Annotated in this window: 17 protein-coding genes; 10 read left to right on the plus strand and 7 right to left on the minus strand. The window is 74.1% G+C overall.

What is annotated here, in order from left to right:
• The first annotated feature begins 9 nt into the window (after window positions 1-9).
• From tuf to rpsS, 6 genes are read left to right on the plus strand one after another with little or no spacing between them, the layout of a single operon-like run.
• Window positions 10-1,200 carry an elongation factor Tu gene (gene tuf, locus WME82_RS04665; RefSeq protein WP_012233037.1) on the plus strand — a complete coding sequence of 397 codons (1,191 nt, stop codon included), beginning with the start codon at window positions 10-12 and terminating at the stop codon, window positions 1,198-1,200.
• A gap of 10 nt (window positions 1,201-1,210) precedes the next feature.
• Window positions 1,211-1,522, plus strand: a complete 312-nt coding sequence (gene rpsJ / locus WME82_RS04670; protein WP_272100105.1) for a 30S ribosomal protein S10 — start codon at window positions 1,211-1,213, stop codon at window positions 1,520-1,522.
• A gap of 13 nt (window positions 1,523-1,535) precedes the next feature.
• Entirely contained in the window at window positions 1,536-2,159 is a 624-nt protein-coding gene (rplD, locus tag WME82_RS04675) for a 50S ribosomal protein L4 (protein WP_437744333.1), read from the plus strand.
• A 15-nt stretch (window positions 2,160-2,174) separates the two neighbouring features.
• Window positions 2,175-2,471 (plus strand): 50S ribosomal protein L23, encoded by a 297-nt coding sequence (locus tag WME82_RS04680; RefSeq protein WP_012233478.1) that lies wholly within the window; start codon window positions 2,175-2,177, stop codon window positions 2,469-2,471.
• Between the two features lie 2 nt (window positions 2,472-2,473).
• Window positions 2,474-3,304: a 50S ribosomal protein L2 gene (gene rplB, locus WME82_RS04685; protein WP_437279857.1), complete on the plus strand. Its 831-nt coding sequence runs from the start codon at window positions 2,474-2,476 to the stop codon at window positions 3,302-3,304.
• Between the two features lie 2 nt (window positions 3,305-3,306).
• Window positions 3,307-3,606, plus strand: coding sequence for a 30S ribosomal protein S19 (gene rpsS, locus WME82_RS04690; protein ID WP_012233480.1), 300 nt, complete (start codon window positions 3,307-3,309; stop codon window positions 3,604-3,606).
• Window positions 3,607-3,852: 246 nt separating this feature from the next.
• Here the strand turns inward: rpsS and WME82_RS04695 are convergent, their stop codons facing one another.
• The 6 genes from WME82_RS04695 to WME82_RS04720 form a co-directional block, all read right to left on the minus strand.
• Window positions 3,853-4,899: a tetratricopeptide repeat protein gene (locus WME82_RS04695; RefSeq protein ID WP_438041833.1), complete on the minus strand. Its 1,047-nt coding sequence runs from the start codon at window positions 4,897-4,899 to the stop codon at window positions 3,853-3,855.
• A gap of 5 nt (window positions 4,900-4,904) precedes the next feature.
• Window positions 4,905-9,125, minus strand: coding sequence for a protein kinase domain-containing protein (locus tag WME82_RS04700; RefSeq protein WP_438041834.1), 4,221 nt, complete (start codon window positions 9,123-9,125; stop codon window positions 4,905-4,907).
• Window positions 9,126-9,498: 373 nt separating this feature from the next.
• Window positions 9,499-10,152 carry a tetratricopeptide repeat protein gene (locus tag WME82_RS04705; RefSeq protein WP_438041835.1) on the minus strand — a complete coding sequence of 218 codons (654 nt, stop codon included), beginning with the start codon at window positions 10,150-10,152 and terminating at the stop codon, window positions 9,499-9,501.
• A complete protein-coding gene (locus tag WME82_RS04710; protein WP_438041836.1) occupies window positions 10,152-11,582 on the minus strand; it encodes a serine/threonine-protein kinase in 1,431 nt (476 codons plus the stop codon). Before WME82_RS04710 ends, WME82_RS04705 begins: the two co-directional genes overlap by 1 nt.
• Before the next feature lie 132 nt (window positions 11,583-11,714).
• Complete coding sequence (locus WME82_RS04715) at window positions 11,715-13,139, minus strand: GDSL-type esterase/lipase family protein (RefSeq protein ID WP_438041837.1); 1,425 nt, start codon at window positions 13,137-13,139, stop codon at window positions 11,715-11,717.
• Window positions 13,136-14,278: an SDR family oxidoreductase gene (locus tag WME82_RS04720; protein ID WP_438041838.1), complete on the minus strand. Its 1,143-nt coding sequence runs from the start codon at window positions 14,276-14,278 to the stop codon at window positions 13,136-13,138. The genes WME82_RS04715 and WME82_RS04720 overlap by 4 nt, the downstream gene beginning before the upstream one ends.
• 339 nt (window positions 14,279-14,617) lie before the next feature.
• On the opposite strand from WME82_RS04720, the gene WME82_RS04725 reads away from it, so the two are divergent.
• From WME82_RS04725 to WME82_RS04740, 4 genes are all read left to right on the plus strand, one after another.
• Window positions 14,618-16,393, plus strand: coding sequence for a hypothetical protein (locus tag WME82_RS04725; protein ID WP_438041839.1), 1,776 nt, complete (start codon window positions 14,618-14,620; stop codon window positions 16,391-16,393).
• Between the two features lie 5 nt (window positions 16,394-16,398).
• Window positions 16,399-17,334, plus strand: coding sequence for a 3D domain-containing protein (locus tag WME82_RS04730; RefSeq protein ID WP_438041840.1), 936 nt, complete (start codon window positions 16,399-16,401; stop codon window positions 17,332-17,334).
• Between the two features lie 138 nt (window positions 17,335-17,472).
• Window positions 17,473-20,301, plus strand: a complete 2,829-nt coding sequence (locus WME82_RS04735; protein ID WP_438041841.1) for a protein kinase domain-containing protein — start codon at window positions 17,473-17,475, stop codon at window positions 20,299-20,301.
• Window positions 20,301-24,506, plus strand: a complete 4,206-nt coding sequence (locus WME82_RS04740) for a DnaJ domain-containing protein (RefSeq protein ID WP_438044858.1) — start codon at window positions 20,301-20,303, stop codon at window positions 24,504-24,506. Before WME82_RS04735 ends, WME82_RS04740 begins: the two co-directional genes overlap by 1 nt.
• Before the next feature lie 6 nt (window positions 24,507-24,512).
• Here WME82_RS04740 and WME82_RS04745 read toward each other — a convergent pair whose 3' ends face one another.
• A complete protein-coding gene (locus tag WME82_RS04745; protein WP_438041842.1) occupies window positions 24,513-26,396 on the minus strand; it encodes a S41 family peptidase in 1,884 nt (627 codons plus the stop codon).
• Window positions 26,397-26,518 lie beyond the last annotated feature (122 nt).

Consider the following 26,518-nt stretch of genomic DNA (forward strand, 5'->3'; position numbering starts at 1 on the left):
AGAGACGCCATGGCCAAGGAGAAATTCACTCGTACGAAGCCGCACGTGAACGTGGGCACCATCGGTCACATCGACCACGGCAAGACCACGCTCACGGCGGCGCTCGTCAAGGTGCAGTCGAAGCGCAACCTGGCGAAGGCGATCTCGTACGCCGACATCGCGAAGGGCGGGACGGTCCGTGACGAGACGAAGACGGTGACCATCGCGGCGGCGCACGTCGAGTACGAGTCGGCGAACCGCCACTACGCGCACGTCGACTGCCCCGGGCACGCCGACTACATCAAGAACATGATCACCGGCGCGGCGCAGATGGACGGGGCGATCCTCGTCGTGTCGTCGCTCGACAGCGTGATGCCGCAGACGCGCGAGCACGTGCTGCTCGCCCGGCAGGTCGGCCTGAACCACATCGTCGTGTTCCTCAACAAGTGCGACGCGGTGGACGACCCGGAGATGCTCGACCTGGTCGAGATGGAGGTCCGCGAGCTCCTGTCGAAGTACAAGTTCGACGGGGACAACGCGCCGGTGGTCCGTGGCGCGTCGCTGCCGGCGCTTCAGGGCGACCCGAAGTGGGAGGAGACGATCCAGCAGCTCCTCAGCGCGCTGGACAGCTACATCCCCGAGCCGGTGCGCGACATCGACAAGCCGTTCCTGATGGCGATCGAGGACGTGTTCTCGATCAAGGGCCGCGGCACGGTGGCCACGGGCCGCATCGAGCGCGGCGTGATCAAGGTCGGCGACGAGGTGCAGATCATCGGCTTCAAGGACACGAAGAAGTCGGTCGTGACCGGCGTCGAGATGTTCCGCAAGCTGCTCGATCAGGGGCAGGCCGGCGACAACGTCGGGTGTCTGCTCCGCGGCGTGGAGAAGGAAGAGATCGAGCGCGGCCAGGTGCTGGCGAAGCCCGGGTCGATCACGCCGCACACGAAGTTCACCGGTGAGGTGTACGTCCTCAAGAAGGAGGAGGGCGGGCGCCACACGCCGTTCTTCACCAACTACCGGCCGCAGTTCTACATCCGGACGACGGACGTGACCGGCACGGTGAACCTCCCCGAGGGGGTGAAGATGGTGATGCCGGGCGACAACATCACGATGACGATCGAGCTCATCGCCCCGGTCGCGCTGGAGGAGCAGATGCGCTTCGCCATCCGCGAGGGCGGCAAGACGGTGGGCGCCGGCGTCGTCACCAAGATCCTCGCGTAGGAAGAGCACCATGCCTGATACAACCAAGATCCGGATTCGCCTCAAGGCCTTCGACCACCAGCTGCTCGACAAGTCGACGAGCGACATCGTCGAGACGGCGAAGCGGACCGGGGCGCACGTCGCGGGTCCTATCCCGCTGCCCACCGAGATCCGCCGTTACACGGTCCTGCGGGGGCCCCACGTCGACAAGAAGTCGCGCGAGCAGTTCGAGATCCGGACGCACAAGCGGCTTCTCGACATCATCGAGCCGACACAGCAGACCCTCGACGCGCTGATGAAGCTCGACCTCTCGGCCGGCGTCGACGTTGAGATCAAGAGCTAGGAGTCCAGGTACCATGAAGGTTACCGTTTACAACCTCAAGCGGGAGCAGGTCGGCGAACTCGACCTCTCGGACGAGGTCTTCGGGACCGAGGTGAAGGAGCACCTCTTCTACGAGGTCGTGAAGGCGCAGCTCGCGTCTCGCCGCTCGGGCACCAAGGCCACCAAGGAGCGGAGCGCGGTCGCCGGCTCCACGAAGAAGCTCTATCGCCAGAAGGGCACCGGCCGCGCTCGCCAGGGCTCGATCCGCGCGCCGCACCACGCGGGCGGCGGCATGGCGCACGCCCTGGAGCCGAAGGACTGGTCGTACCGTCCGCCCCGCAAGGTGCGGATCGGCGCGCTGAAGAGCGCGCTCTCCCTCTTCGCGAAGGAGGGGCGGCTCATCGTGCTCGACAGCCTGGAGGTCTCCGAGATCAAGACCAAGGCGATCTCTGCCACGCTGACGACGCTGCAGGCGGATCGGAAGTCGCTGGTCGTCGACACGGCCGGCAACGAGAAGCTGGTGAAGAGCCTCCGCAACCTGGAGAACCACCAGTACCTGCCGCCGGAAGGGGTCAACGTCTACGACCTCCTCAGGCACGACCACCTCATCGTCTCGAGGGACGCCGCCAAGGCGCTCGAGGCGCGTTGCCTTCGCTAGTCAGGGGAGTCCGACATGCAGCCCGAGCAGATCATCCGCCGGCCAATCATCCTCACGGAGAAGTCGAGCCGGCTCCGCGACCAAGGCAACAAGGTCATCTTTGAGGTCCGCCGCGAGGCGAACAAGATCCAGATCAAGGACGCCATCCAGACGCTCTTCAAGGTGGGCGTCGTGGACGTCAACACGCTGATCATGCGCGGCAAGGACAAGCGCATGGGGCGCGGCTACGCGAAGCTGCGCAATTGGAAGAAGGCGATCGTCACCCTCAAGGAGGGTGACGAGATCCAGTTCTTCGACGAGAAGGCGGAATAGCGATGGGAATCAGATCCTTCAAGCCGACCTCGCCGGCGCGGCGTTACTACTCGGTCAGCGACTTCAAGGAAATCACGAAGGTCGAGCCCGAGCGGTCGCTGCTGGAGCAGCAGACGTCCACCGGCGGCCGGAACAACAACGGCCGGATCACGTCGCGGTTCCGCGGCGGTGGTCACAAGCAGCGCTACCGGATCATCGATTTCCGGCGCGACAAGATCGGCGTCCCGGCGAAGGTCGCCGCGATCGAGTACGACCCGAACCGGACGGCGCGCATCGCGCTCCTGCACTATGTGGACGGCGAGAAGCGCTACATCCTGGCGCCCGACGGCCTCGCGGTGGGGGCGACGCTGCTCGCGAGCCGGAACGCGGACATCAAGCCTGGCAACAGCCTGACGCTCCGCTTCATCCCGCCCGGCACCTCGATCCACAACGTCGAGGTCAAGAAGGGCAAGGGCGGTCAGCTCGTGCGCTCGGCCGGCGTGGCCGCGCAGCTCATGGCGAAGGACGGCGACTATGCGCAGGTCCGCCTCCCGAGCGGTGAGATCCGCAAGGTGCACCTCGATTGCCGCGCCACGATCGGGCAGGTGTCGAACTCCGAGCACGCGAACATCAGCCTCGGCAAGGCGGGGCGTTCGCGCTGGCTCGGGCGCCGGCCGCACAACCGCGGTGTCACGATGAACCCCGTCGATCATCCGATGGGCGGTGGTGAGGGCCGGACGAGCGGCGGGCGCCATCCGTGCTCGCCGTGGGGTCAGCTCTCGAAGGGCCTCAAGACGCGGAACAACAAGCGCACCGACGGGATGATCGTCCGGCGGCGCGGGACCAAGGGTTAGTCATGCCGAGGAGCATCAAGAAAGGGCCCTTCATTGACGGTCACCTGCTGGAGAAGATCCAGGCGGCCCAGGCGACCAATGCCAAGAAGGTGATCAAGACGTGGTCGCGCCGCTCGACGATCCTGCCCGAGTCGGTCGGCCTGACCTTCGCCGTGCACAACGGGAGGAAGTTCGTTCCCGTGTTCGTGACGGAGAACATGGTCGGCCACAAGCTGGGTGAGTTCGCCCCGACGCGCACGTTCCACGGCCACTCCGGGGACAAGAAGGCCAAGGTCGCCAAGGGCGGCCCGGGCGGTCGCTGATCGCTCCGCGTCAACCGCGAGCGCATCGACATGAAGCGGGCAGGGTCGCAGCAGCGGCCCTGCCCGTTCCTTTTCGCGCAGCTACAGCCTGAGCGCCCTCACCACGGGCATGTCCGTCGCCGCGCGGGGCTCACCCGCACAGGAGACGGGTCCAGATCGGCGTTTTCGGCGCGCAAGCGCGCTCCGGTGCGCTGAGCACCGAAAACGTCGAGATGGGCCCGTATCCGCAGCGGGTGAACCCCGCGCCTAGAAGGTGCCGCGTAGACCGGTGAAACCGGGGCCGACGAGCAGCTGCGTCGAGGCGGTGGCGCTCTGCGAGCCGCCAGCGCCGCCTCCGGTGAAGCTCAGGATGAGCAGGGTCGTGCCCGTGACGAGCCCGAGCGCGCCGACCACGACGCCGATGTTCGCGACCGTCTTCTGGGTCTTGCCGGCGTCGATGTCGTCCTGGCGATCGGCGGGGCAGGGGCCCCCGCAGGTCTCGGCGAGATCGCTGTAGGTGCTGTTCGCCATCAGCCCGGCGACGGTGAACATCGCGAGCCCCGCAACACCCACGCCGCCAGCGGCGTAGGCGTAAGGCCGCAGGTACGCACGCGGCGAGGGCGCTTCCGAGAAGGGCGGGCTCGGGCCCTCGTCGAGGAGCGCCGGAGCGCCGGAGCCGGCCTCGGTCGGGCCGCTCGGCTCGGCGTCGAGCGCGACGGTCTTCGCTTCGCCCGCCGAGAGATCGACGGTCTGCGGCGTCGAGGTGAGCTTGGTGCGCAGGACGATCTCGGTCTTGCCGGGCTTGACCGGGAACGGCTTGCCCCACCGCTCGCGCGGGACGTCCTTGCCGGCCACCGCGAGCGAGGTCGCCGCGTCCGGGTGCGCGACCGTGACCGTGACGAGGGCGATCTTGCGCGCGAGCTCGTCGCGCTCCAGCTGCGCCGTCTGCTCCGTCTGGGCATAGCGCGGCTCGTCCTTCGCCCGGGACGCGGCCTCCGCCGCGACCTGATCGAACTCGAGGTACGCCTCGACGTGATCGCCCAGATCCGCGAGGCAGCGCGCGATGTAGAGGCGGGAGTTCGGGCTCGGCACGGTGGCGTACGAGGCCCGGAACTGCTCCAGCGCAAGCGCGTGGCGCTTGCTCTCGTAGAGGGCAGCGCCCTTCTTGAAGTGGTTCTGCGCCTTCTCCACCGCGTCCGGCGCGGGCGTCGCCGCGGCGCCGTCCGCGCCGGCTGCGGGCCCGGGGAGCGTGCACAAGCACAGGCAAGATGCCGCACCGAAGAGCAGCGCACGGAGCCAGGGTCGAGATCGCACGGTGTTCAGATACCCGATGGGTTGTACTTCTTCTTGGGGGTGGGTTTGCCGGTCGTTGCCGGCTTGGGCGCAGGCTTCGCCGGCGTGGACGTCGTCCGGGGGCGCGCGGTCGACGGTGGGCGCGACGCCTGCGGCGCGGCGATGGGCTGCGCCGTCGCTGCCGCGGGCGCCTTGGCCGTCTGGGAAGGCGCCGGCTCCGCCGCGGGAGGCGTCGGCGAGGGCGCTGGCGCCGCCTCGGGAGGCGTCGACGACGCCTCGGGAGCGGGCGGCGACGCCGGCTCCGCCGCCTGAGGCTCCGCCGGCGAAACGGGCGCAGCCGGGACGGCCTCCGCCGCAGCCGCGGTGGCGGTGGTGTCGGCCGCCGCGGCCGCGGGCAACGCATCGACGCGCGCCTTGCCGATCTCCGGGCGCGAGCGCTCGTCGCCGCCGCGCACGACCAGCGCGACGGCCCCGAGCGCCACGCAGAACATCGCCGCGCCAGCCACGATCAGCTGGAGCCGCTTGCGCCGCTCCCCGGTCTCGAACGATCGGTCGACCGCCGTGACCTCGCCGACGTCGTTGGCGAGGCTCCGCGAGCCGCGCCTCGCGAGGCGTTCGCTGAGCGCCGCGGCCCGGGACGCGGGCGGATCCGCCGCGGCGAGCACCTTCGTGGCGGGCACGCCGGCCGCCGGGAGGATCCGCTTGGCGGACGGGCCGAGCGGCTTGCCCTCGCGGGCGGCGGGCCGCGGGCTCACCGGCTCGGCCGGCTCGCCGGGCGCGACGTCGGCCTGCAGGGCGGGCGCGATGATGAGCCGCGGCGGCACCCCGGCAGGCTGCGCCGGCACGGCGATCTCTTCGAACGAGATCGGCTCCAGGCTGACCGGCGGCTCCTCGTCCTTCTCCGCGGTCGGTGATGCGGCCCCTCTGCTGGACGCCGGGCCGGCGCCGGCTGGCGCCGCTGCCGCAGGGGGAGACCCCGCCGCGGCGGCGGGAGCGCCCTCGCGCGAGCCCGCGCCGACGTCGGCCAGCGCAGCGTGGCCCTCCAGAGAGGCCCCGGGCCGACGCTCCGAGTTCACGGCCGCGCCTGCGTCGACGGCCGCGATCGCGTCGCGGAGCTCCTGCGCGCGCTTCGACTGGATCTCGCCGATCGCCTGCCGCACGAAGGCCGCCACGTCCTCGTCGGTCGTGGGCTCGCCGAGCGTCGACGCGACCTGATCGATGGCCCGCTGCATCTCCGCGCACGTCGAGAAGCGGCTCTCGGGGTCCTTCTCGAGCGCCTTGAGGATGATCCTGTCGAGCTCGGGGTGGATCGCTCCGTTCAGCTCGCGCGGGGGGAGCGGGTTTTTGATGGTGATGTTCTCGATGGTCGCGAGCTCGGTCTCGGCGCGGAAGGGGTGCAGCCCCGTCGTGAGCACGTACAGCAGCGCGCCGAGCGAGAAGATGTCGCTCCGGCGATCGATGGGGAGCCCGCCGAGCTGCTCCGGCGAGAGGTACGGCGTCTTCCCCTTGACGATGCCGCCAGCGCGCGTGACGTGCAGGCGCCCCTTCGACTTCGCCACGCCGAAGTCGACGATCTTCACGAACCCGGCGGTCGAGATGAGCACGTTCGCCGGCGAGATGTCCCGGTGGACGAGGTCGAGCAGCACGCCGCTGTCGTCGCGGAGCTCGTGCGCGTTGTGGAGCCCCGCGCAGATCTGCGAGGCGATGCGGAGCACGATCCGCTGCGGGATGCCCCCGAGCCGCTTCGCGGCCTTCTGCAGCGTGCCGGCCGTCTCGCCGTCGACCCACTCCATCACGATGTAGAGGACGTCGTCCTCCTCGCCGAGGTCGAGGATCTCGACCACGTTGGGGTGCCGGATCCGCGCCGCGACCCGCGCCTCGTCGAGGAACATCGACTCGAAGTCGGGGTCGTCGGAGACGTCGGGCAGCATCGTCTTGATGGCGACGATCTTCCTGAAGCCGCGGGTGCCCTGGAGGCGCGCGGCCCAGACGGCCGCCATGCCGCCCTTGGCGACTGGCATGAGGATCTCGTAGCGGCCGAGGGTGCTCCCCGGGCCCAGCTGGTCCACGGCCGACGCCGCGCGACCCCAGAGCTTGTTCGGGCCCTGCATCCCGGTCGGCGTGGCGACCGTCCTGCTGGAGGTCGATGCCGGACCGTTGCCGCGCGCGCCCTCCTGCGTCGCGGCCACCGCATGCGCCCCGCCCGGAGGTGCGGCCGCCGCCGGCGGGGGCGGCGGGGTCTTCGCTGCGACAGGGATGGCAGGCGCGGTGGCCGACGCGGGCGCGACGGGGGGCAGCGGCTGAGAGGGCTCGGCCGACGCGGGCGCAGCCGGCGGGAGGGGCGCCGACGGTGTCGCCGGCGCGCGGCTCGTGGCCGTCGCCAGCGGCGGCGCGGGCGTGGCGGCCGCGCGCGGCGCCGGCGTCACGGCGGGCACCACGGGCGTGCGGCGCGTCGCAGCGGCCGGCGGCGGCACAGGTACCCGAGGCGTTGGAGGGCTCGGCGTGAGCGCTGGCACGACGACGGCAGGCGCTGCAGCGGCGACCTTGCCGTGCGTCTCGGGCTGCGCCGGCGACGCCGCGCGAGCCGGCGGCGGCGGGCGAGGTGGCCTCGGGGCCGGCCCTCCCGGGGCCGGCTTCGGCGCCGTCCCTTCGGCCGGTGTCGGCGTCGCCCGCGCCGCCACGAGGGGGTCGCCCAGATCGCCCGGGCGCGGCGCGGCGGGCCGCGCGGGCGGCTGCTCCTTCGCCGTGGCCGCCCCCGTCGCTGCGGCGCGCTCGGTGCTCGCCCCGGCGGCGGCGCGATCCTCGGTCCCCTGGCCCGACAGCTCGATCCGCGGAAGGGTCTGCGCGGGACGCCGCGCCCCGGGCAGGTCGCGGGCGGGGACCTCGTCCACCGAGCCCCACCCGGTGTCGACGCTGGCGTGCGCCGCATCGGTGCCCGCGGGTCCCGCGCCGTTCGACGCGCCTGCGCCGGCCGCTGGCTTGGCCCCCAGGCCGTTCTTTGGCGCGGCGGCGTCCTTCGTCGCCGTCGCGCCGCTCGTCGGGCGAACCTGGCTCGCGGCGATCGCGCCGCCCGCGGCCACCGGCGGCGCGCCAGGCGTCGCCGGGTTCGCGCGCGCGCGCGGCGACGGCGCGGTGATCGCCTGGCGCGGGCTGTCGCCGCGGGGGGAGAGCGCGCCGTCGGCCGCGGGGATCGCCACGCCCACCAGCGTCATCCCCCGCGCGCGCGGCGGCGGCCGCGGCTCGTCCGCGCCAGCGGGGCTCGCCATGGCCGCCGCGATCATCGTCCTGCGCGGCTCGATCGTCTTGCCGGCCAGCCTGCTTACCGCCGCGGCCACGTCCTCATCGCCGGCGATCCGCCCTGCTCCCGCGGCCTCCAGCGCCGCGAGCATCGCCGAGGCGCTCTCGAAGCGGCGCGCCGGATCGCGCTCGAGCGCCGCCTGGACGACATCGACGACCTCGGCCGGGACGGCGCTCCCGGCGAGCCCCGCGAGCTGCGGGATCGGCGCCGACTGCACCTTCTGGATGACCGCAGCCTCGAGCTTCGACGAGAACAGCCGCTGCCGCGCGAGCAGCTCCCAGAGGACCACGCCGACCGAGAAGAGATCCGCGCGCGGATCGAGCGGGGCTTCCGCGTGCGCTGCCATCGCCTTGACCCGCTCGGGCGCGGCATAGGCCAGCCGATCGGGGTTCCTCGTCCCCATGGGCGCGAGCCCGGCGATGGCCCGCGCGACGCCGAGCCCGCCGACCCGGGTGACGCCGTCGATGCCGACGGAGACGTGGGTCGGGTTCAGCTCGCCGTGAACGAGCGGCGCCGGCTGCGCCGTGTGCGCGGACGCGAGCGCGCGCAGCACGTCGATCGCGATCCGGAGGGACACCGGCGGCGGCAGCCCCTCGGCGCCGGCCAAAGGCACCAGCGCGCCCAGCGGCTCGCCCTCCACGTACTCCGAGACGATGAAGACCTCGCCGTCCGCGATGCGGGCGTCGAGCACCGAGAGCACGTTGGGGAAGCGGACCTGCTGCGCCATCCCGGCTTCGCGGAGGATGCTGTCGGCGGTCTCGGCCTTCTTCGTGAGGTGCCGGTAGATGCGCAGGATCGTGACGGGCGGCGCGCTCTTCGCCTCGCCCTCGTCGGAGGACGCCCGCGCCAGCCACGTGGAGCCGATGCCGCCGCCGGAGAGCTCTCTCAGCAGCTCATAGTTGCCGAGTCGCGAAGCAGAGCCCGCACCGGGCGGCCTGTCGAGCGCCATGGGATTCGCATGCTATCAGGACGTCAGAAGCTGGATCCAGCGTTCACGGCCGACGACTCGGCGAGTTTGGGCGTATCCGGAGCGCCCTGTCAGGTGGGCCTCGCATGGGATTCAAGCGGGCGCTGGACGGTCGGGCCAGCGCCGCGCGTGCGGCGAAATGCCACGTGCTCGCGAGATCTCGCCGGCATGTGGGCGCTGCGCGCGCGGCCGGGCACACGCCCGCGACGGGCCGCAGGGCCGCGCGGCGACGGCGCTCCTCGAAGTCGCGCCACCGCTGCGCGATCATGTCTGGAGCGAGGGGCGCGGGCCCCTCTGTTCACACACAGGTGCCCGGGTGTGGGGAGCTCGGTGTGGGCCGTCCAGGTCAGCGAGCTCAGGGGCGCGACACGCTGGACACGCGGAGCGCATTGGGGTGAACGGTCAGCGTCACGAACCTGGTTCGGCGCTCGTGGCTCGAGAAGGCGCTCGCGGCGACGGGGATCCCGTGCCGGAGCGCCACGGCGACGTGGGGGCCCGGATCGACCCGGATTGCCCGCGACGGCTGCGTCACCTCGCCGTCGAGCAGCAGGGTCACGCCGTCGGTCGCGCCGGCGAGGTTCAGCACGATCCTCGGCATCCGTCCCTCGAGGTCCTCGAGGCGCGCGTCGATCTCGGCGAGCACCCCCGGCGACGCCTTCCGCGCGTTCGCGTCCGCGTCCGCGTCTGCGATCGCGCGCGCGTTGTGGTACGTCCGCTCGGCCGTGCGCAGCCGGCCGAGCCGCTCGTGACAGAGGCCGATGTGGTACGTCACGTTCGCCGTCGGCCGCCGGCGGGCGATCGCCTCGAACCTGTCCAGCGCGTCGGCCCAGCGCCCCGCGATCTCGAGCGTCAGCCCCTGTGCGAACTGGAGCCTCAGCGCGCGCGTCGCGCTGTCGTCCTGCGCATGCAGCCAGGAGGGCGAGAGCAGCGCCCAGCAAACGAGCCCGAGCGCAGCGGCGCGCCGCCAGCGGCGTCGGCGAGGAGCGGTGATCGGTGCGGCGCTGGTCATCAGAACCCGGGGCTCGTGATGCGGGGTCGAGATGGCCCGCGCGGCGCTTGCCAGCGCGGGGGCTTGTCCTCGTAAGCCGACGAGACGTCGTCGCTGCCCGGGTCCCTCGCGGCGCGCTCGGGCGAGCCCGGCGCGCCGCCGCGGCTCGCCGCGTTCCGAGGCGACGCGTCGCCGCTCGTCGCCTCGGGCGCGCTGGCGCCGCGCCGCCAGGCGGCGCCGCTGCCGGCGAAGGCCGTGGCCAGCACGGGGCGGAGGCTCTCGCGCGCCGCGCTCTCGGGCCCCGCGTCCGCCTGCTCCCGCAGCGCGGCCGAGCTGAGCGCCGCCGCGAGCGCCGCGGCGCCCGCGAGCCGGATCGCCAGGATCGTCCTCGCGCGGCGCGCCGCGCCCTGCGGGGCGGCGGCGCCCTGCGTGCGCCCGATCGTCGTCGCCTCCCGCCATCGAGGCGCCCGCGGCACCCGGGTCCAGAGCCGCTCGATGGCGCGAACGGCGAGCCTCGGGGGCGCGGCGAGCGCGCCGCGGGCTCGCGTCACCTCCCCGGGCCGCGAGCCTGCGGCCGGCGGCGAGAGGACCACGATCGGCGCGGGCGCGCTCGCGCCGAGATCGTCGAGCGCGGCCTGGAGATCCGCGCGCAGCGAGGCCGCGTCCGGGTAGCGCCGCGCCGGGTCCTTCTCGAGACACCGGCCGGCGATCTTCCGGAGGCGCGGCGGGATCGAACTCGGCAGGGGCGCGGGCTCGGTCTCGAGGATGCGCCGGAGGACCGCGTGGTGGTTGCCTCCCGTGAACGGCTGCGCGCCGCTGAGCGCCTCGTAGAGCATGACGCCGACCGCCCAGAGATCGGCGCGCGCGTCGATGGTGCGCTTGCCGAGCACCTGCTCCGGGCTCATGTACGAGGGCGTCCCGAGCAGCTGCCCGTCGATGGTGATGGCGTCGCCCGCGCCCGTGAGCTGGCTGATGCCGAAGTCGACGATCTTCGGCACGATCCCCTCGCCGGGGACCGTCGCCATCATGATGTTCTCCGGCTTGATGTCGCGGTGTACGACGCCCTCGGCGTGAGCGGCCGAGAGCCCGCAGCACACCTCGATGAGGACGGGCACCACCTCGTCGGGCGGCAGCGGCCGGTTCGGCTGGAGGCGGTCAGCGAACGGCGAGCCCCGCAGGAGCTCCAGGGCCAGGAACAGGTAACCCTCGTCCTGGAGCTCGCCGGCGTCGACGACGCCGACGATGTTCCGGTGCTGGAACTTGCCGATGATCTTCGCCTCCCGGATGAAGCGTCCGACGACCTGCTCGTCCCGGAGCGCCGGGGACAGCTTGAGCGCCACGTCCCGGCCGATGAGCTCATGGCGCGCCCACCACACGCTCGACATCCCACCCGCGCCGATCTGCCGGATCAGCCGGAAGCGACCTCCTGCAACGTCCCCGGCATGAAGCATGTGCCCCCTTCGCCCATCGCGCGTGAGAAGCCTTCACGCCGATCGAGCAACGACAGCGGAAAGCACGAGCAAGGCCACCGGGCCGGCCGCCCGCCGTCGGCGTCGAACCGACCCCGGAGGCGGCGACGCTCGTCAGGGGCGATAGCGCTCCAGGATGTCGTTCGAGAGCTTCACGCCGAGCTCCTGGTAGCCGCGGAAGGTCAGGTGGACGCCGTCGCGCGACGCGCGCGGCGGGCGCTCGCGGTACCAGGTCTCGATCGAGCCCCTTCCGCCCATCGCCTGGTACGTGTCCCAGAACGCGCAGCCGCCCTCCCGCGCGGCGTCGCGCAGGACGTCTCGGACGACGGGCGTGCGCTCCGGCGCGTCCCTCCGGTCCGTCGGCGCGAGCACCAGGCAGTCGACGTCGGGCTCCACCCTGCGGGCGCGGGCGAGCAGCTCGGCGAGCTGCTTCGCGTAGAGGGAGGGATCCGTGGTGACGTCGCCCGCTTCGTTCGTGCCGTACTCGATCACGACGAGCTCCGGCGAGCGCCGCGCGAGCTCGGCGGCCCAGCCGAGCTCGCTCCACCGGAGCGGCGTCGCCAGGCGGGCGCCGTTGATGCCGAGCGTGTCGAGCACCACCCCGGCCCCGGCCTCCGGATCGCGCTCGACGACCAGCCCGCAGAGCTCGGCCCCGCCCGACGGCGCGACGCTGAGCTTCACCGCGCCCGCGCTCGCCAGCCGCGTGTGCTGCAGCGCGCCGGGCGCCTCGCCCGTGGCCGCGCGGAGCACCTCGCTGGGGCCGCCCTCGATCGTCACCGCGACCTCGTCGGTGGGCGCGCTCGGGCGGAAGCACACGTCCCAGATCAGCCGCGCGGAAGGCGCCGCCGAGGTGAGCGAGATCTCCGCGCGCACCGGGGCCGTCTGCGCGCCGAAGAGGATGCCCCCGAGCCCGAAGACGCCGTCGTCGGCCGGCGTGGAGCCGCCCGGAGACTTCGGGCGGGTCCGCCACTTGCCGTCGGCCGTGAGCCGCGCGCCGTTGTGGCGGTAGGCGGCATAGCCGAGGTGCACGAAGCCGAGCCCGCCGTCGCCGAAGCGCCGCTGCAGCGCGGCGCGGACCGCGCCGCTCCAGAAGTCCGCCGCGGCGTGCGAGTCGCCGAGCCAGGCGATGCGCACGTGATCCCGGCGGCGACCCTGCTCGAGCGCGCGGAGCGCCGCGAAGAAGTGGGCGTAAGCCCCGTCCTCGGGGCGCAGCAGATCCAGCTCTGGCGGGCGCGCCGGCGCGGGCTCCGCGGGGCTCGGCGCGGCTGTTTCCGGGGCGGGGGCCTCTGCGAGGCGCGGCGGGGGCGAAGGCGCGGGCGGCGCGGATCCCACCTCGGGCGCGGGCGGCGCGACGTGCTCGCGCGTCGCGCTGCAGCCGAGCGCTGCGGCCTCGAGCAGCGCCGCGAGCAGCGCCGCGAGGGCGCGCCGCGACGCGGCGGAGAGGGGCCGCGCCGGCGCTCGACGCCGCGGGGCGCAGCAGGACGCCGCGCGGCGCTCCGGGATCCGCGCGCGGGCTGCGGGGCGGGCTGCGCCCCTCACGACAGCGGATCCTCGACGTCGGGCTCGGCGTCCGCGCTGACCTCGATCTCCTGGCGCTCGCGCCGCTCGCGGACGCGCTCCTGGACGGCGCCGACGAGCACGTCGACGTACGACTCGAAGGGCGGGCACGCGATCCCCGCGGCCGTGAGCACGAGATCCGCGTTCCGGGCGTCGTAGCGCACCGGGGTCATCAGCTGCTCGACGAACGCGCGCGGGCTGCGGACGAAGCGCTCGATCCCGGGCGTACGGAGCAGCGCCTTGGCGAGGTTCGACGGGATGTGACCGCGCGCGGCGCGGCGGCCGCTCGCCCGCGCGATGAGATCGAAGACCCGCCGCGCCGACAGCGGGTGCGGATCGGTGACGTGGAGCGTGCGACCCGGCGCGAGGCGGTTCAGGCCGATCGCGTGCGTCGCGCGGACGACGTGGTCGATCGGGACGATGTTGAGCGGCACGTCGCCGCGGCCGGGCATCGGGATCGCCATGTCGGCCGGCGCTGCCATGATGAGCAGCACCAGGAGGTACAGGCCATCGAGCCGGTCGATCTCCCCGGTCGTCGCGTCGCCCACCACCGTGGTCGGCCGGACGACCGCCGCCGGCACGTGGCGCATCGCCCGCCGCACGAGCACCTCCGCGCGCATCCGCGTCTCCTCCACGGGGTTGCGGAACGCCTGGCCGGCCTCGAGATCGTCCTCGTACACCATCCCCGTCCGGTCCCCCGCGACGAACGCGGTCGATTGATGGACGAGGCACTGGAGCGAGGTGCAAGCGCGGGCGAGCTCGATCACCTCGGCCGTACCGACGACGTTCACGGCGTGCGCGGTGCCAGGGGCGGCCCCGGCGTGGCCCACGTGCGCGAGGTGATGGATCCGGTCGACCTCGCGGGCCAGCTGCCGGAACTCGGCGCCCGACAGCCCGAGATCCATCGCCGCGACGTCCCCCTCGAGCAGCACGAGGCGCTCGCGGTCCGCCGCCGGGAGCGCGTCCCGCTCCGCGCTGGCCTGCGCCGACGACTTCGCGATCACGACGGCGTACACGAGCGTGCGCGGCTCCGACGCGAGGATGTGCTGCAGCATCTTCCGCGCGATGAACTTGGGGAAGCCGGTGATGAGCACCACGCTGTCGTAGCCGGGGCGAGGCATCGGCTGGAGCTTACCGCAGCGGTGCGCCTGCTCCGCAGCTTTCCGCTGAGGCCGCCTCGGACCAGCGCAGGGGTGATGGGGGCAGCTGCCACGCTGCGCGCCGCTGTCCGGCCGGGGCGTGCACCCGCCGCTGCAGCCGAGCGCTTTCACCATCGGCGACCGCGGCCCGACGGTTCCTCGCTCGGTCGATGCGATGTGCCCGGGAGTCGCCTCCTCGCGCCTCCTCGCGCACGAGTCGCTCGGCGACGAGGACCTCACGTGCGTCGCCCGGCGCGCGCGGCGATTTTGCAGGTTCGTGGTCGATCGCGGCGGGAAGGCGCTACCGTTCGGGTCGTGATCGTGCGATCGACCTCTGCCGTGCGCCGCGGCGCTGCGGTGCTCCTGGCCATCGTCCTCGGCCTGAGCGCGGGCGCTCTGGGCTGCAAATCGCCTGGCGCGCCGTCCGACGCCGGCGCCGCGGCCCTGAGCCCCGTGCCCGCGCCGGCGGGGCTCGTCGCCGAGGCGTTCCTCCCGACGCCAGACGCCACGTGGGCCAAGGCGCGCGCCCTCGTCGGCGGCTCGGCGGCGCTCCTCCCGAGCAGCGCTGGCGCCCTCGCGGCGTCGCTGCTCGGCCTGCCCATCACCGTCGCGTCCGAGATCGACGGCGGGGTGCCGGTGCTCGGCGCGGCCGTGGAGGCCGCGGATGGGGCGCGCCCGCGGGCCGCGCTCGGCATCCACGTGAAGGACGGGGGACGCTTCGTCGACCAGCTCACGCGAGGCGAGGGGGCGCGCTTCCGCGCGAAGCCCGACGCGGCGACCGCGATCGCGCTGCTCGAGCCGCTCCAGGGCGCGAGCCCGGTGGCCCTCGGCGTCCTCGGCAACTACCTGCTCGTCGCGGAGACGCCGGGCGACCTGATCTCCCTGGGCCCCTACGTCGCGCGGACGATGCCTCAAGCGCAGGTGCCGAAGGAGGATCTCGCGGTCGAGATCCCGAGGGCCGCGCTCGAGGGCCCGGTGCTCAAGGCGGCTCGGAGCGCCTGGGACAAGGCGCGCGGGCCCGACGGCGCGCCGCGCGCCACCGCGGTGCCGCTCGGTCCGATGATCGAGAGCGCGCTCGCGATGCTCGGCGATCTCGAGCGAGCGCGCCTCACGCTGGTGCTGGACGAGAACGCGCACCTGCGCGTCTCCGGAACGCCGAAGGCAGGGGGTGGCCCGGCGTCGAAGGCGTCGGCCGATCTCGCCGTCGGCGACGTGAAGCCGCTGCTCGATCTGCCAGCCGACTCGCTCGTCGGGATCCTCGTCCGCGATCGGGCCGCGACGCGCGCCGAGAACGTGCCCAGGCTCGTCGACGCCCTCGCTGGGCTCGTCGAGGGCGACCTCCCGGCCGCGGAGCGGGAGCGGCTCGGCGCCGCGATCCGCGCGGCGTCGGACGCGCGCGGCGACTGGTTCGCCGGCGGGCTCCGCTTCGACGGCGCGGGTCCCACGGCGTTCGTGCGCGCCGCCGTGGGCGACCGGGCCAAGCTCGAGGCCTCCATCCAGGATCTCCTCGGGACCGCGGAGCTCCCGCCGTTCAAGGCTGCGCTGCAGCGCGAGGGGCTCCGGGTCTCCGCGGGCAAGGCGGCGCTTCCGCTGCTCGACGGCGACGTGCGGCGGGTGCGGTTCGAGCGGACCGCGGGGGCGAGCGCGCCCGCTGGCGCGGGAGGGGCGCCGGCGCGCAAGGGGCCGCAGGGCGGAAAGGGCGGGCCCGCCGCGCAGGGAGCGTCGCTTCCGCCGTCGTCGATCGAGCTGCTCTACCTGGTCCGCGACGACGGCCTCTTCGCGTCCGTCGGCAACGATCCGGGCGCGGGGCTCCGCAGCGTGGTCGGCGCGCTCCAGGGAGAGCGCCTCGGCGAGGTCCCGTCCATGAAGACCGCGCTGGCGCCGCTCGGCTCCGACATCGCGTTCGCGCTGGTGGTCGAGCCGCTGCGGCTCGTCGCGAGCCGCCTTGGCCAGCCGGGCGCGGGCGACACCGCGCCCGTGGTGATCGCGGCCGGCGCCGCGCCCGAGAGCGCCGGCTCACCCGCCGCGTTCTGGGCGCGCGCCGACGTCGCCGCCGCGGCGATCCGGGAGCTCGTCCGGCTCGGAGGCGCCTTTTGACGAGCGTGGCACGCGCGCGAGCGCTCGTCCTTGGCGGGATCCATGCGTTCCTGCTCGCGCTCCCCGCGGGGTGCGCGACCAAGGGGGGCGCCGACTGGGTCCACGACGGCTCGAGCGAGCCGCAGATCGCGCGCGGAGGCGGCGGCTGGCTCCACGAGCCCTCCCCGGACGACGGCGATCGCGACCGGCGCGCCAGCTCCGCTGTCGACGGCGCGCCGGGCGAGGCGCCCGGCGGGGCGCAGGCCGATCTGGGCGGCGCCGCGGGCGCGGCCTCCGCGCAGGGCGACCCCGCGATCCTCGTGCGCGAGCACGGCCGGCCCGCGCGCGTGACGCCGGCGTCACAGGCGGCGCCGGGGCTCGCGCCCGGGATGTTCCGGAACACCTACTACGACTTCCCGAGCGAGGGCGGAGGGCCGAAGGATGCGGTCCTCTACGACGCTGCCTGCGCGCCGCTCGCGAGCGTCCCGCGCGCGTTCCACGACCAGGTCTGCGTCCAGGGCAGCGGCCGGCTCGCTTCGGGTGACACGGTAAGCTTCGCGCGACGCGGCTGCGCGTGCGCCGATGTCTGCCCGCGCACCGGCCAGCAGGTCTGCTTCGAGCGGCTCGATCCGCGGCGGTTCCCGTATGGCCGCGGCGCGACCGGGCGCCCGATCACCCCGCTGCGCACGGTCGCGGTCGACTCGAGCGTCATTCCGCTCGGCACGTCCCTCTTCGTGCCCGAGCTCGTCGGGCTGCCGCTGCCGGGCGGGGGCCGACACGATGGGTGCTTCGTCGCCGAGGATCGCGGCATCAAGGTCGTCGGACGGCAGATCGACGTCTTCACCGGCGATCCTGCGGTCACCGCGCGCCTCAACGCGCTCTTTCCGTCGAACCGCGGCGTGCGCCCCGTGCTCGACGACGCGCGCTGTCGCGCGATCTTCGCCGCGCGGGGGGCCTCCTGAGCGCGGTCTCCCGCGGCGTCGCCGGGGGCGCCCGCGGAGGGAGCGCGAGGGACCGTAAGGCCGGCCGCCCTCCCGCGTGAAATCCGGAACCTGGCGCGGGCGGGGAGGTGATACGATTTCCCGCCTTCCGGTGGCCGAATGACCTCACGTGGCGTCCTCCCCGAGTCCGTCATCCCTCCGCCCTCGGAAGTCACGGACACGCCGGACGAGAAGCAGCGGGCGCGCGCCCGCCTCGGGATGACCGTCAAGAACAAGTGGCGGATCGACTCGCTCCTCGGCGTGGGCGGCATGGCCTCCGTGTACGCCGCCACCCACCACCGGAACGGCTCGCGCGCCGCGCTGAAGATCCTGCACGCCGAGTTCGCGCGCGACGTCGGCATCCGCGAGCGGTTCCTGCGCGAGGGCTACGTCGCCAACAAGATCGATCACCCCGGCCGGGTCGCGATCCTCGACGACGACATCACCGAGCAGGACGAGCCGTTCCTCGTGATGGAGCTGCTCGACGGGGAGACCGTCCAGCAGCTCTGGAAGCGCAAGAGCCGGAAGCTCCCCGTCGCCGAGGCGCTCTGGATCGCGGGGGAGGTGCTCCTCACGCTCGAGAGCTTCCACGCGGAGGGCATCGTCCACCGCGACCTGAAGCCCGCGAACATCTTCATCACGAAGGACAACGTGGTGAAGCTGCTCGACTTCGGCGTGGCGAGGATGCGCGGCGCGCCCGGCGACAAGACCAAGGCGGGCACGGCGCTCGGGACCCCCTCGTTCATGGCGCCCGAGCAGGCGATGGGGCTGACCGAGGGGGTCGACGGGCGGGCGGATCTCTTCTCGATCGGCGCGACCCTGTACGCCGTGCTCAGCGGGCAGCGACTCCACCAGGGGCGCTCGGACAACGAGGCGTTCATCCTCGCGGCGACGACGCCGGCGCCGTCGCTCGCGCGGATCGCGCCCGAGCTGCCCGCCTCGGTCATCGGCCTCGTCGACAAGGCGCTCGCCTGGGACAAGCGCAACCGCTTCGAGTCGGCCGCGCACATGCGGCAGGAGGTGCTGCGCGTCCTCGAGGAGGTCGGCGCGTCCGTGCCCCGCCGCTCCTCGCCGCAGAGCACGAGGCGCCCCCCGCCGGACGACTCGCCCACGGCCGTCGGGATGCGGGCGGCTGAGGAGCCCGCGCCTCACGACGAGCCGGGCGAGGCGGAGCCGGACGACCCCGCTGTCACGCGGCTCACCGAGGTGTTCCGCCGCGTGGAGCGGCTGCTACCGGCGGTGCGTCACTACGGCTGGACCCATCCGGACGCGGACAACAAGCTCCGCGCGACCTTCCAGGCGATCGTGGAGGCGCTGCGCGCGGACGGGAGCCTCGTCCACTGGACGCTGACGCCGTACGCCTTCGAGCATCGCCGGCGGACGGTGTGGGAGCCGTCGCACCCGCTCGACCTCGTCCCGTACAACCTCTTCGCGGCCGGCGTGCGGCGCGTCCAGCTGCTCCCTGGCATCACGGAGGACGAGCTGCGCGCGCTCTGCGAGGTGCTGCTGCTCGATCCGCTGCGCGACCTCGCCCCCGAGGACGACGTCGCGGCCGCCCTGTGGGAGCGCCGCCTCGAGCACGTGCGCTACGACGTGGTGAGCGTCTTCGTCGAGGGGGACGCGGCCGATCGCGAGCAGTTCTGGCACGAGGCCGACGACCTCGAGGGCATGGCCCGGCGCGCCGCCGAGGAGAAGGCGAACCGCGCCGAGGCGGCGGCGATGGTCATCGACACCGACGCCGCCGCGCTGCGGGCCGCGCGCCGCGCCGCGAGCGCGCTCGCGCTCGACCCGGTCGCGCAGCGCGCGCTCGGCACGCAGCTGGTCATGAGCCCGGACCGCTGGAGCGAGCGCTTCGTCGAGGTCGTGGCCGACGCCTTCCTGAACGCCAGGCGGTACAAGGACGTCGAGCTCGTGACCGAGCCGATGGCCGCCTCGGCGCGCGATCTCATCCTCGCGCGCCGCTTCGAGGTGCTCTTCGGGATGCACGATGCCATCGAGAAGGCCCTCGACGCGCTCGCGCCCAGGCAGCAGGGGGGCGCGCTCGCGACGGAGCTCGCCCGGGGGATGTTCCCGCCCGACACGATGCGGCTGCTCCTCCGCGAGGCGACGCGCGTCGTCATGACGGCCGCCTCCGGCGGCGCGGCGCAGCCCGCCCCCGTGGACCTCGATCTGGTCGCGCAGCGGCTCGCGCCCATCCTGCACAAGCTCGGCAGCGAAACCCTGCCCGTCGCGATGGAGGTCGTGGGGCACACCGGCCACGAGGCGCTGCGCCGCGCGCTGCTCGGCCACGTCGAGCGGACGCTGCCCGGGCACGAGGAGGGTGTCGTGGACGCGCTCATGACGCTGGATCTCGACGTGGCCCGCCCGATCCTCAAGATGTTCGCCGCGTCGCGGACGCCGGGCGCCCTGGGCGCGCTGAAGCGGCTCTCCGGGTGCGCGAACGCGGCGCTCCGCTGCGAGGCGATCGCGCACCTCGCGACGAGCCCCGAGCAGATCCGGGACGAGCTGCTCTCGCTCGCCGAGTCGGCGCCGCCCGACGTGCGCGTCGCGGCGCTCCGCACGCTGGCGCACCACCAGGTCCGCGCGGCCGGCCCGCTGCTCGTCCGCCGCGTGCAGGACAGCTCGTTCCACCAGCTCACGCTCGACGAGCGGCGCGAGTTCCTCGGCGCGCTCTACACGCTCAACCCGGCGCGCGGCGAGTCGGTCGCCGTCGAGCTGCTCCAGCGGCACGGCCTCCTCGCGGACGACGCGGCGGAGCAGACCCGCTGCCTCTCGGCGGAGCTGCTCGGCCGCGAGGCGCGCTCGCAGGAGGCGCTCGACGCCGCGCTCGCCGCCACGAAGCGGCGGCCCTGGAACAGCCAGGCGCTGCGCGACGCCGCGGGCGCCGCCGCCGAGGCCATCGCCGCGCGCCTCGGCAAGCGGATCTCGACCGCCGGGGAGGTCCCGTGATGGCGCCCCAGGTCGACGTCATCAGCCAGAACGTGTCGGAGAACATCCGCCGCGAGCAGGCGCGCGATCTCGCCGCCAGCGTGGTGCAGGCCCTCTTCCGGCTGGTGAAGCTCTCGACCCTGCACGCGATCGACAACCAGGCCATGGTGCGGCAGGTCGAGGAGACGGTCTCGCTGGTCCAGGACTTCGGCCAGCGCTCCGGTCACAACGTCTCGATCCTGTTCACCCGCGGCTCGGTGTTCGTCTCCGGGCAGCTCCTCAAGGCGAACCGCGCCGTCTACGAGGGCGCGCTCGAGCTCGGCGACGTCCTGAGCCGCTGCGGCTACTCCGAGATCGGCGTCGCCAAGGACGTCCGCGCGAGCGATCTCTACGCCCTCGCCTCCGCGCTCGCCGAGGCCCTCCGCAGCAGCAAGCCGGCGCTCGCCGACCGCCCGGCGCCGCGCATCCGCCTGCGCGCCGTGGACGAGGCCGTGCTCCGCCGCGAGGTGGCGATCGATCGCGAGGGCGACGAGACCTCCGCGATCGTGCGCACCTACGCGACGGCGATCGTGATCATCCGCCGGTTCTACGACGACCTGCGGCACGGCCGGTACACGCTGCGGCAGGGCGTCAAGCGCATCACGCAGCGCCTCGTCGACCTCTCCGCGAACGAGACGCCGGCCTTCCTGGGCGTCACCGCGCTGCGCAACCAGAACCACGACGACGCCGGGCGCGCCGTGAACACCGCGATCCTGAGCCTCGCGATGGCGCGGCAGATCACGAGCGACGTCGTCCTTCTCCAGCGGCTCTCGATGGCGGCGCTGCTCTTCGACATCGCCCGGCCGCGCCTCACGGGCGCCGCGACGAGCGGCTCGGGCGGGCTCGTCCCGCAGCTGAGCGAGCAGCAGGAGGCGGACGTCCCGGCGGGCACGGCGGTCGTGCTGACCGCGCTCGGCCTCGTCAACGAGCCGAGCGTGATGCGCACCGTCGTGGCCTACGAGGCGCACTGGGTGCGCCGCCAGCCGGCGCTCGGCCCGGTCTACCGCGGCCTCCGCCAGCCGACGCTCCAGGCGCGGATCCTCGCGACCGCCCGCGCCTTCAACGACCTCCTGACGCCGGGCCCGGGCGAGGCGCCGCTCTCCGCCGACGAGGCCATCGCCAAGCTCGAGCAGGAGGCGGCCGATCCGGCGGACCGCGCGGTGCTGCGGCTGCTCGTGGGCGCGCTCGGCATCTTTCCGACCGGCACGCTCGTGGAGCTCTCGACCGGGGAGGTCGCGCTCGTCGTGCAGACGCCGACGCACCCGGCCCGGTACTCGCAGCCGCGCGTCCGGCTGGTCCTCGACGCCGCCGGCGGTCCCATCCCGCGCGCGCTCGAGGTCGATCTCGCCGAGCGGCCTCGCCAGGGTGAGCCGCCGCGGCACATCCGCCGGATCGTCGCGACGAGCGACGACCCCGCCGCCGCGTCGATGCGCGCCCACGCGGCGATCCAGGAGGCGCCGCAGGTGTCGCTCCGCTCGCCGGTGCTCGCGGCGGAGCCGCCGCCGATCCGCAACGCGCCGGCGTCGCCGCTCGGAAACCTGCGCATGCCGCCGCAGCAGCAGATCACGCGGCCCTCGTCGCCCACGCTGCCCATGACCAACGCGCCGGCGAGCCGGAGGACGCAGCCGCGGGCCAGCGACGCCGCCCGCGGGCCCGCCTCGCCGCCCGAGGCCACGTTCGGGGGACTGCCGGACGACGGCGCGGACGCCAGGATGCTCGCGGATTTGCCGCCTGCGCCGTCCGGCAGGCTGTCTCCGCCCTTGCGGTCAGGGCGCACGACGGCGCGCTGGCCAGATCCACCGCATCTGGAGCCCGCCGCGGTGGCGGACCCAACCTCGCCCGCCCCGGGCGCTCATGGAGAGGAGTCGTGGTCGGTGCAGACAGACAGCGATCCGGACGAGGTCCCCGAGGAGAGCGCGCGGCCGCCGTCGGTGCGCACCCGCGGCTGGGGAGATCCGCCGCAGCGGCGCGAGCGCAACCCCGTGTCTGATCTGCCTCCGTCGGCGATGGCCGGTCCGATCGCCGTGCTGTCGTTGCCGGGCGACCCGGCGACCGCGGAGGGCACGCTCGCGCGCACGCCGCTCGTCCACCTGCTCGTGTACATGCTCGACCGGCGCCTCACCGGCACGACGTGCTTCATCGACCCCGACGGCGTCCGCCACGGCATCTTCTTCAGCGAAGGCGTGCCGGCCAAGATCTGGACCGGGACGATCATCGCCCCGCTCGATCGGGTGATCCTCGATCTGGGCCTCCTGGACGAGGCGACGCTCCGGGAGACGCTCCGGGACATCACCAAGCGACGGGTGCTGCATGGCCGGCTGCTCGTCTCCCGGGGCCTGCTCGACAGGGAGACGGTGTTCGGCGTGCTGCGCGAGCAGCTCGTGCGCAAGCTGGTCGCGCTCTACGATCTCCCGCCCGGGACGCGTTACGCCTACTACGACGCCCAGAACCTGCTGTCGTCCTACGGCGGTCCGGAGCTCATCGGGTGCGAGCCCCTCGCGGTGATCATGGCGGGCGTCCGGCTCCACGCCGACGATCCGCTGATCGACACGACCCTGGACCGGATCCAGAACCGGCAGCTCGGGCTCCACGTCGAGGCCGAGATGAAGCGGTTCCAGCTCCATCGCGACGAGGCGGCCATCGTGGATCTCCTGCGGATGCGGCGCATGACGCTGGCCGAGCTGCTCGCCGCCGGCGTCGCGCAGGAGCGCGTCGTGCGGCTGATGATCTATGCGCTCGCGATCACGCGGCACCTCGATCTCGGCGCGCCGGGCCGGCGCCCTGTCGGGGTCGGCGGTCCCGCCGGGCCCGGCCGGGAGCGGGCCGCTGGCGCGCCCCCGGCCGAGGCGGGGCCAGCGCCCCAGCGCGAGCCCTCCGGCGCGGCGGCGCGCTCGCCGCGCCCCACCGCGGGCTCGACGATGCCCGGTCCACGCCCGGCGCGCGGCGAGGCCGAAGGCCGCGCACCGCAGCGGCAGCCCGACGACGTCGCCGCGCCGTCCAGCAGGCGCGCCGGGGTCCCGGTCGCCCCCCGTCGCTCCACGGCGCCACCCCCGGCCGCGGCGCCGGAGGCGGCGTCGTGGAGCGGCGCGCCCACCCCGAGCCCGGCGGCGCCCTTCGACGCGCGCGCGTCCGGCGGTGATCCGGGCGGCGGTTACCGCGGCGTGGATCCGAAGGCGCTGAGGCCGCCTCCTGCGCCGACCTTCGCCGGCGCCCGCGTTGCGCCGCCGCCCCAGCAGGCGCCCACCGTCAAGATGGCGGCGGTCGGCCCGGAGGGCAGCAGGGCTGCGCGAGGGGCGGGGCGCGCCGAGGCGCCGTCGCCTGTGCCGCCGGCGCGCGCCGCGGAGCCGGCGAAGCCGCAGGGACCGGCGGCGCTCGCGCCCGATCTCCCCCCGCTGCCGCGCGCCGCGCCGAACCCCGAGCTCGCCGCGCGCCGCGCGGAGATCGAGGCGCGCGCCGCGTCGATCGACGGTGAGAGCTTCTTCGAGATGCTCGGCGTGGCGGAGGACGCCCCTCCGGAGCGCGTGCAGAGCGCCTATTTCGCGCTCGCCAAGCGGTGGCACCCCGACCGGACGCCGGCGGAGCTCCAGGACGTCAAGCCGCTCGTCGCGCGCGTGTTCGCCCGCATCAGCGAGGCCTACCAGACGCTGAGCGATCCGAAGCGGCGCGCCGAGTACCAGAGCGCGCCGAAGGAGGCCCCGCCCCCCGCCGAGGACGAGCAGCGGATCGCCCGCGCCGTCGACGCCGCGCTCGAGTTCCAGAAGGCCGAGATCCTGCTCAAGAAGAACGACCTCGCGGGCGCCGAGGCCCGCGCGCGGCGCGCGCTCAACGCCGACCCGGAGCAGCCCGAGTACATGACGTTGCTCGTCTGGATCCAGGCGCAGCGGCGCGGCGATCCGCCCGTGCTCGCGGAGGGGGCCACGAGCGCGCACTACGACGATCTGATCCAGACGCTGGATGCCGTCCTGGAGAAGGAGCCTCGCTACGAGCGGGCGCTCTTCTACCGCGGCATGCTCCTCAAGCGCTCGGGGAGGATCGACAAGGCGATCGGCGATTTCCGCCTGGCGGCAGAGCTCAACCCGAAGAACCTCGACGCCATCCGCGAGGTCCGCCTGCAGGAGATGCGGAGCCGCACGACGAGCGATACGACGCCCGCGGGCGGTCTCCTCGGCAAGTTCTGGAAGCGCTGACGCGCGTCAGCGCGCTGCCGCGGGCACCGCGCCGAGCGACCGCAGCGCGCGGCAGACCGTCTCGTCGCGGCAGGGCCCTATCCGCCCTGCGTGCGCCGGCCAGGGCACGTCGCGCACGCGGTGCAGATCGCGCACGTCGGGGCCTCGCCACGGGCCGAGCGCCCGGTCCACGCGCGCCTCTCGCTCGTTCGTCGCCGGCAGCGACAGCTGCACCTGCGGCACGATGCCCACCTTCTGCACCGGCGCGCCGTCGGGGAGCGCGTAGAGGAGCGTCGTGAGCCGCAGCACGCCGACGTGGGCGTCGTCGTCGAGGTATTCCTGAGCGCACCCCTTGCCGTACGTCCGATCGCCGATGATCACGCCGCGCCGGTAGCTGGCGATCGCGCCGGCGATCATCTCCGCCGCGCTCGCGGAGTCGCCGTCGACGAGCACCGCGAGCGGCCCGCTCCACCCGCGCTCCTCCGGGACGTCGGGCGAGCGCTCCACCTCGACGCCGCCGTCGCGGCGCCGCATCGGGAACAGCGGTACGCCCGGCAGGAACAGCCCTAGCGCGGCGATCGCGCCGTCGGTCGAGCCGCCTCCGTTCGCGCGCACGTCCAGCATCACGCCCCGCGTGTCGCCCTGCGCGCGCGCGCGGAGGAGCGCCGCCGCGACCCGATCCCCGAGGTCGTCGGGCACGTCGGGGATGGCGATCACCGCGACCTTGCCGTCCCCGTAGCGCACCAGATCGAGCGGCAGCTCCGAGGGCGCCGCCTCGGCCGGCTGCGGTCCGACCGGGTGCGGCGCCACGGTCAGCTCGAGGGGCGCCGCGACCCCGCGCCGCAGCAGCGCCACGCGAGCGGTCGTCCCGGGGTGCACGTCGGACAGCACGGCGAGCTGCTCGGCCTGCTCGACGCTCATGCCGGAGATCGGCAGATCCTGGATCCGGATCACCACGTCCCCGTCCTCGAGCGGCGCGAGCGCGCCGCGGTCGATGCGCACCCCGATCGCGGTGCGCGTCATCTCTTGCCAGAGCCGGGCCGGCGGGTGCGCCTCGAGGTCGAGATCGTAGATGGAGACCTCCTCCTCGAGCGGCGCCCAGGCGCCGTGCGCGTCCAGCTGGGGCACATAGGCGCGCACCGCGGCGGCGATCACCGTGCGCGCCCAGCCGTCCTCGCTCATCGAGGGCGCCGCCCGCTCGCGCACGGCGTCGGCGTACCGGGCGAGCGGCTCCCCGACGTGCGCGCGCAGCCCGCCGACCTCCCGGCCGAGCTTGCGCGCGAGGTCCCGGGCGCTGCGCGTCACCTCGCCGTCCTCGAACGGCGCCGACGACACCAGCTCCCACGCCGCGGCGTGGTTCGCGGGCGGGCTGGCCAGGCCGCGCCGGTAGCCGTCATCGAAGAGCCTCTCGAGCTCGCGCGACCACCGGCCGAGCTCCCCCCCGACGCGCAGCGCTGCCGCGCACGGCCCGCTGCCCACGGGCGCCTGCAGCTCGTCCAGGAGCGCGGCGGCTTCCCGCTGCAGCGAGGCGCCCACGGGCGTGTCGGGGGCGACCGACCACAGCCCGTGCGGATCCAGCCAGTCGGAGGTCGCTTCGGCAAACTTTGCGGGATCGACGCGGAGCGGCGGAGCGGCCAGCGTGGTGCGGGCCTGGGCCACGATGGCGCGGGCCTGCTCGCAGCCGAGCGACGTCGGCGCCCCGGTCGGCACCGCGATGCCGCGGTCGAGGGCGTTCGGGTCACAGCCGACGCCGTCGATCTCCTCGTCGTCCGGCGCGACGGTGTGGAGCAAGGGCCGCGCGATCCCGCGCCGCGCCCTCGCGAGGGGGATCTCCGCCTCGCGCGAGAGCAAGGCGAGCGTCGCCAGGCTTGCGGCGATGCACGCGACGGAGCCCGCGACGCGCGTCCTCACTGCTCCCCGGATATCACGATGCGGCGCGCGGGGGCAGGGGCGACCGCAGCGGCGGCCGCGCGGCGAGCGAGCGCGCGCGCCGCTCGGGCGGCGCCGTTGCCCGCGGCCTGGGGCCTCGGCGC

The organism is Sorangium sp. So ce128 (genome assembly GCF_051525245.1).
GTDB lineage: Bacteria > Myxococcota_A > Polyangia > Polyangiales > Polyangiaceae > Sorangium > Sorangium cellulosum_B.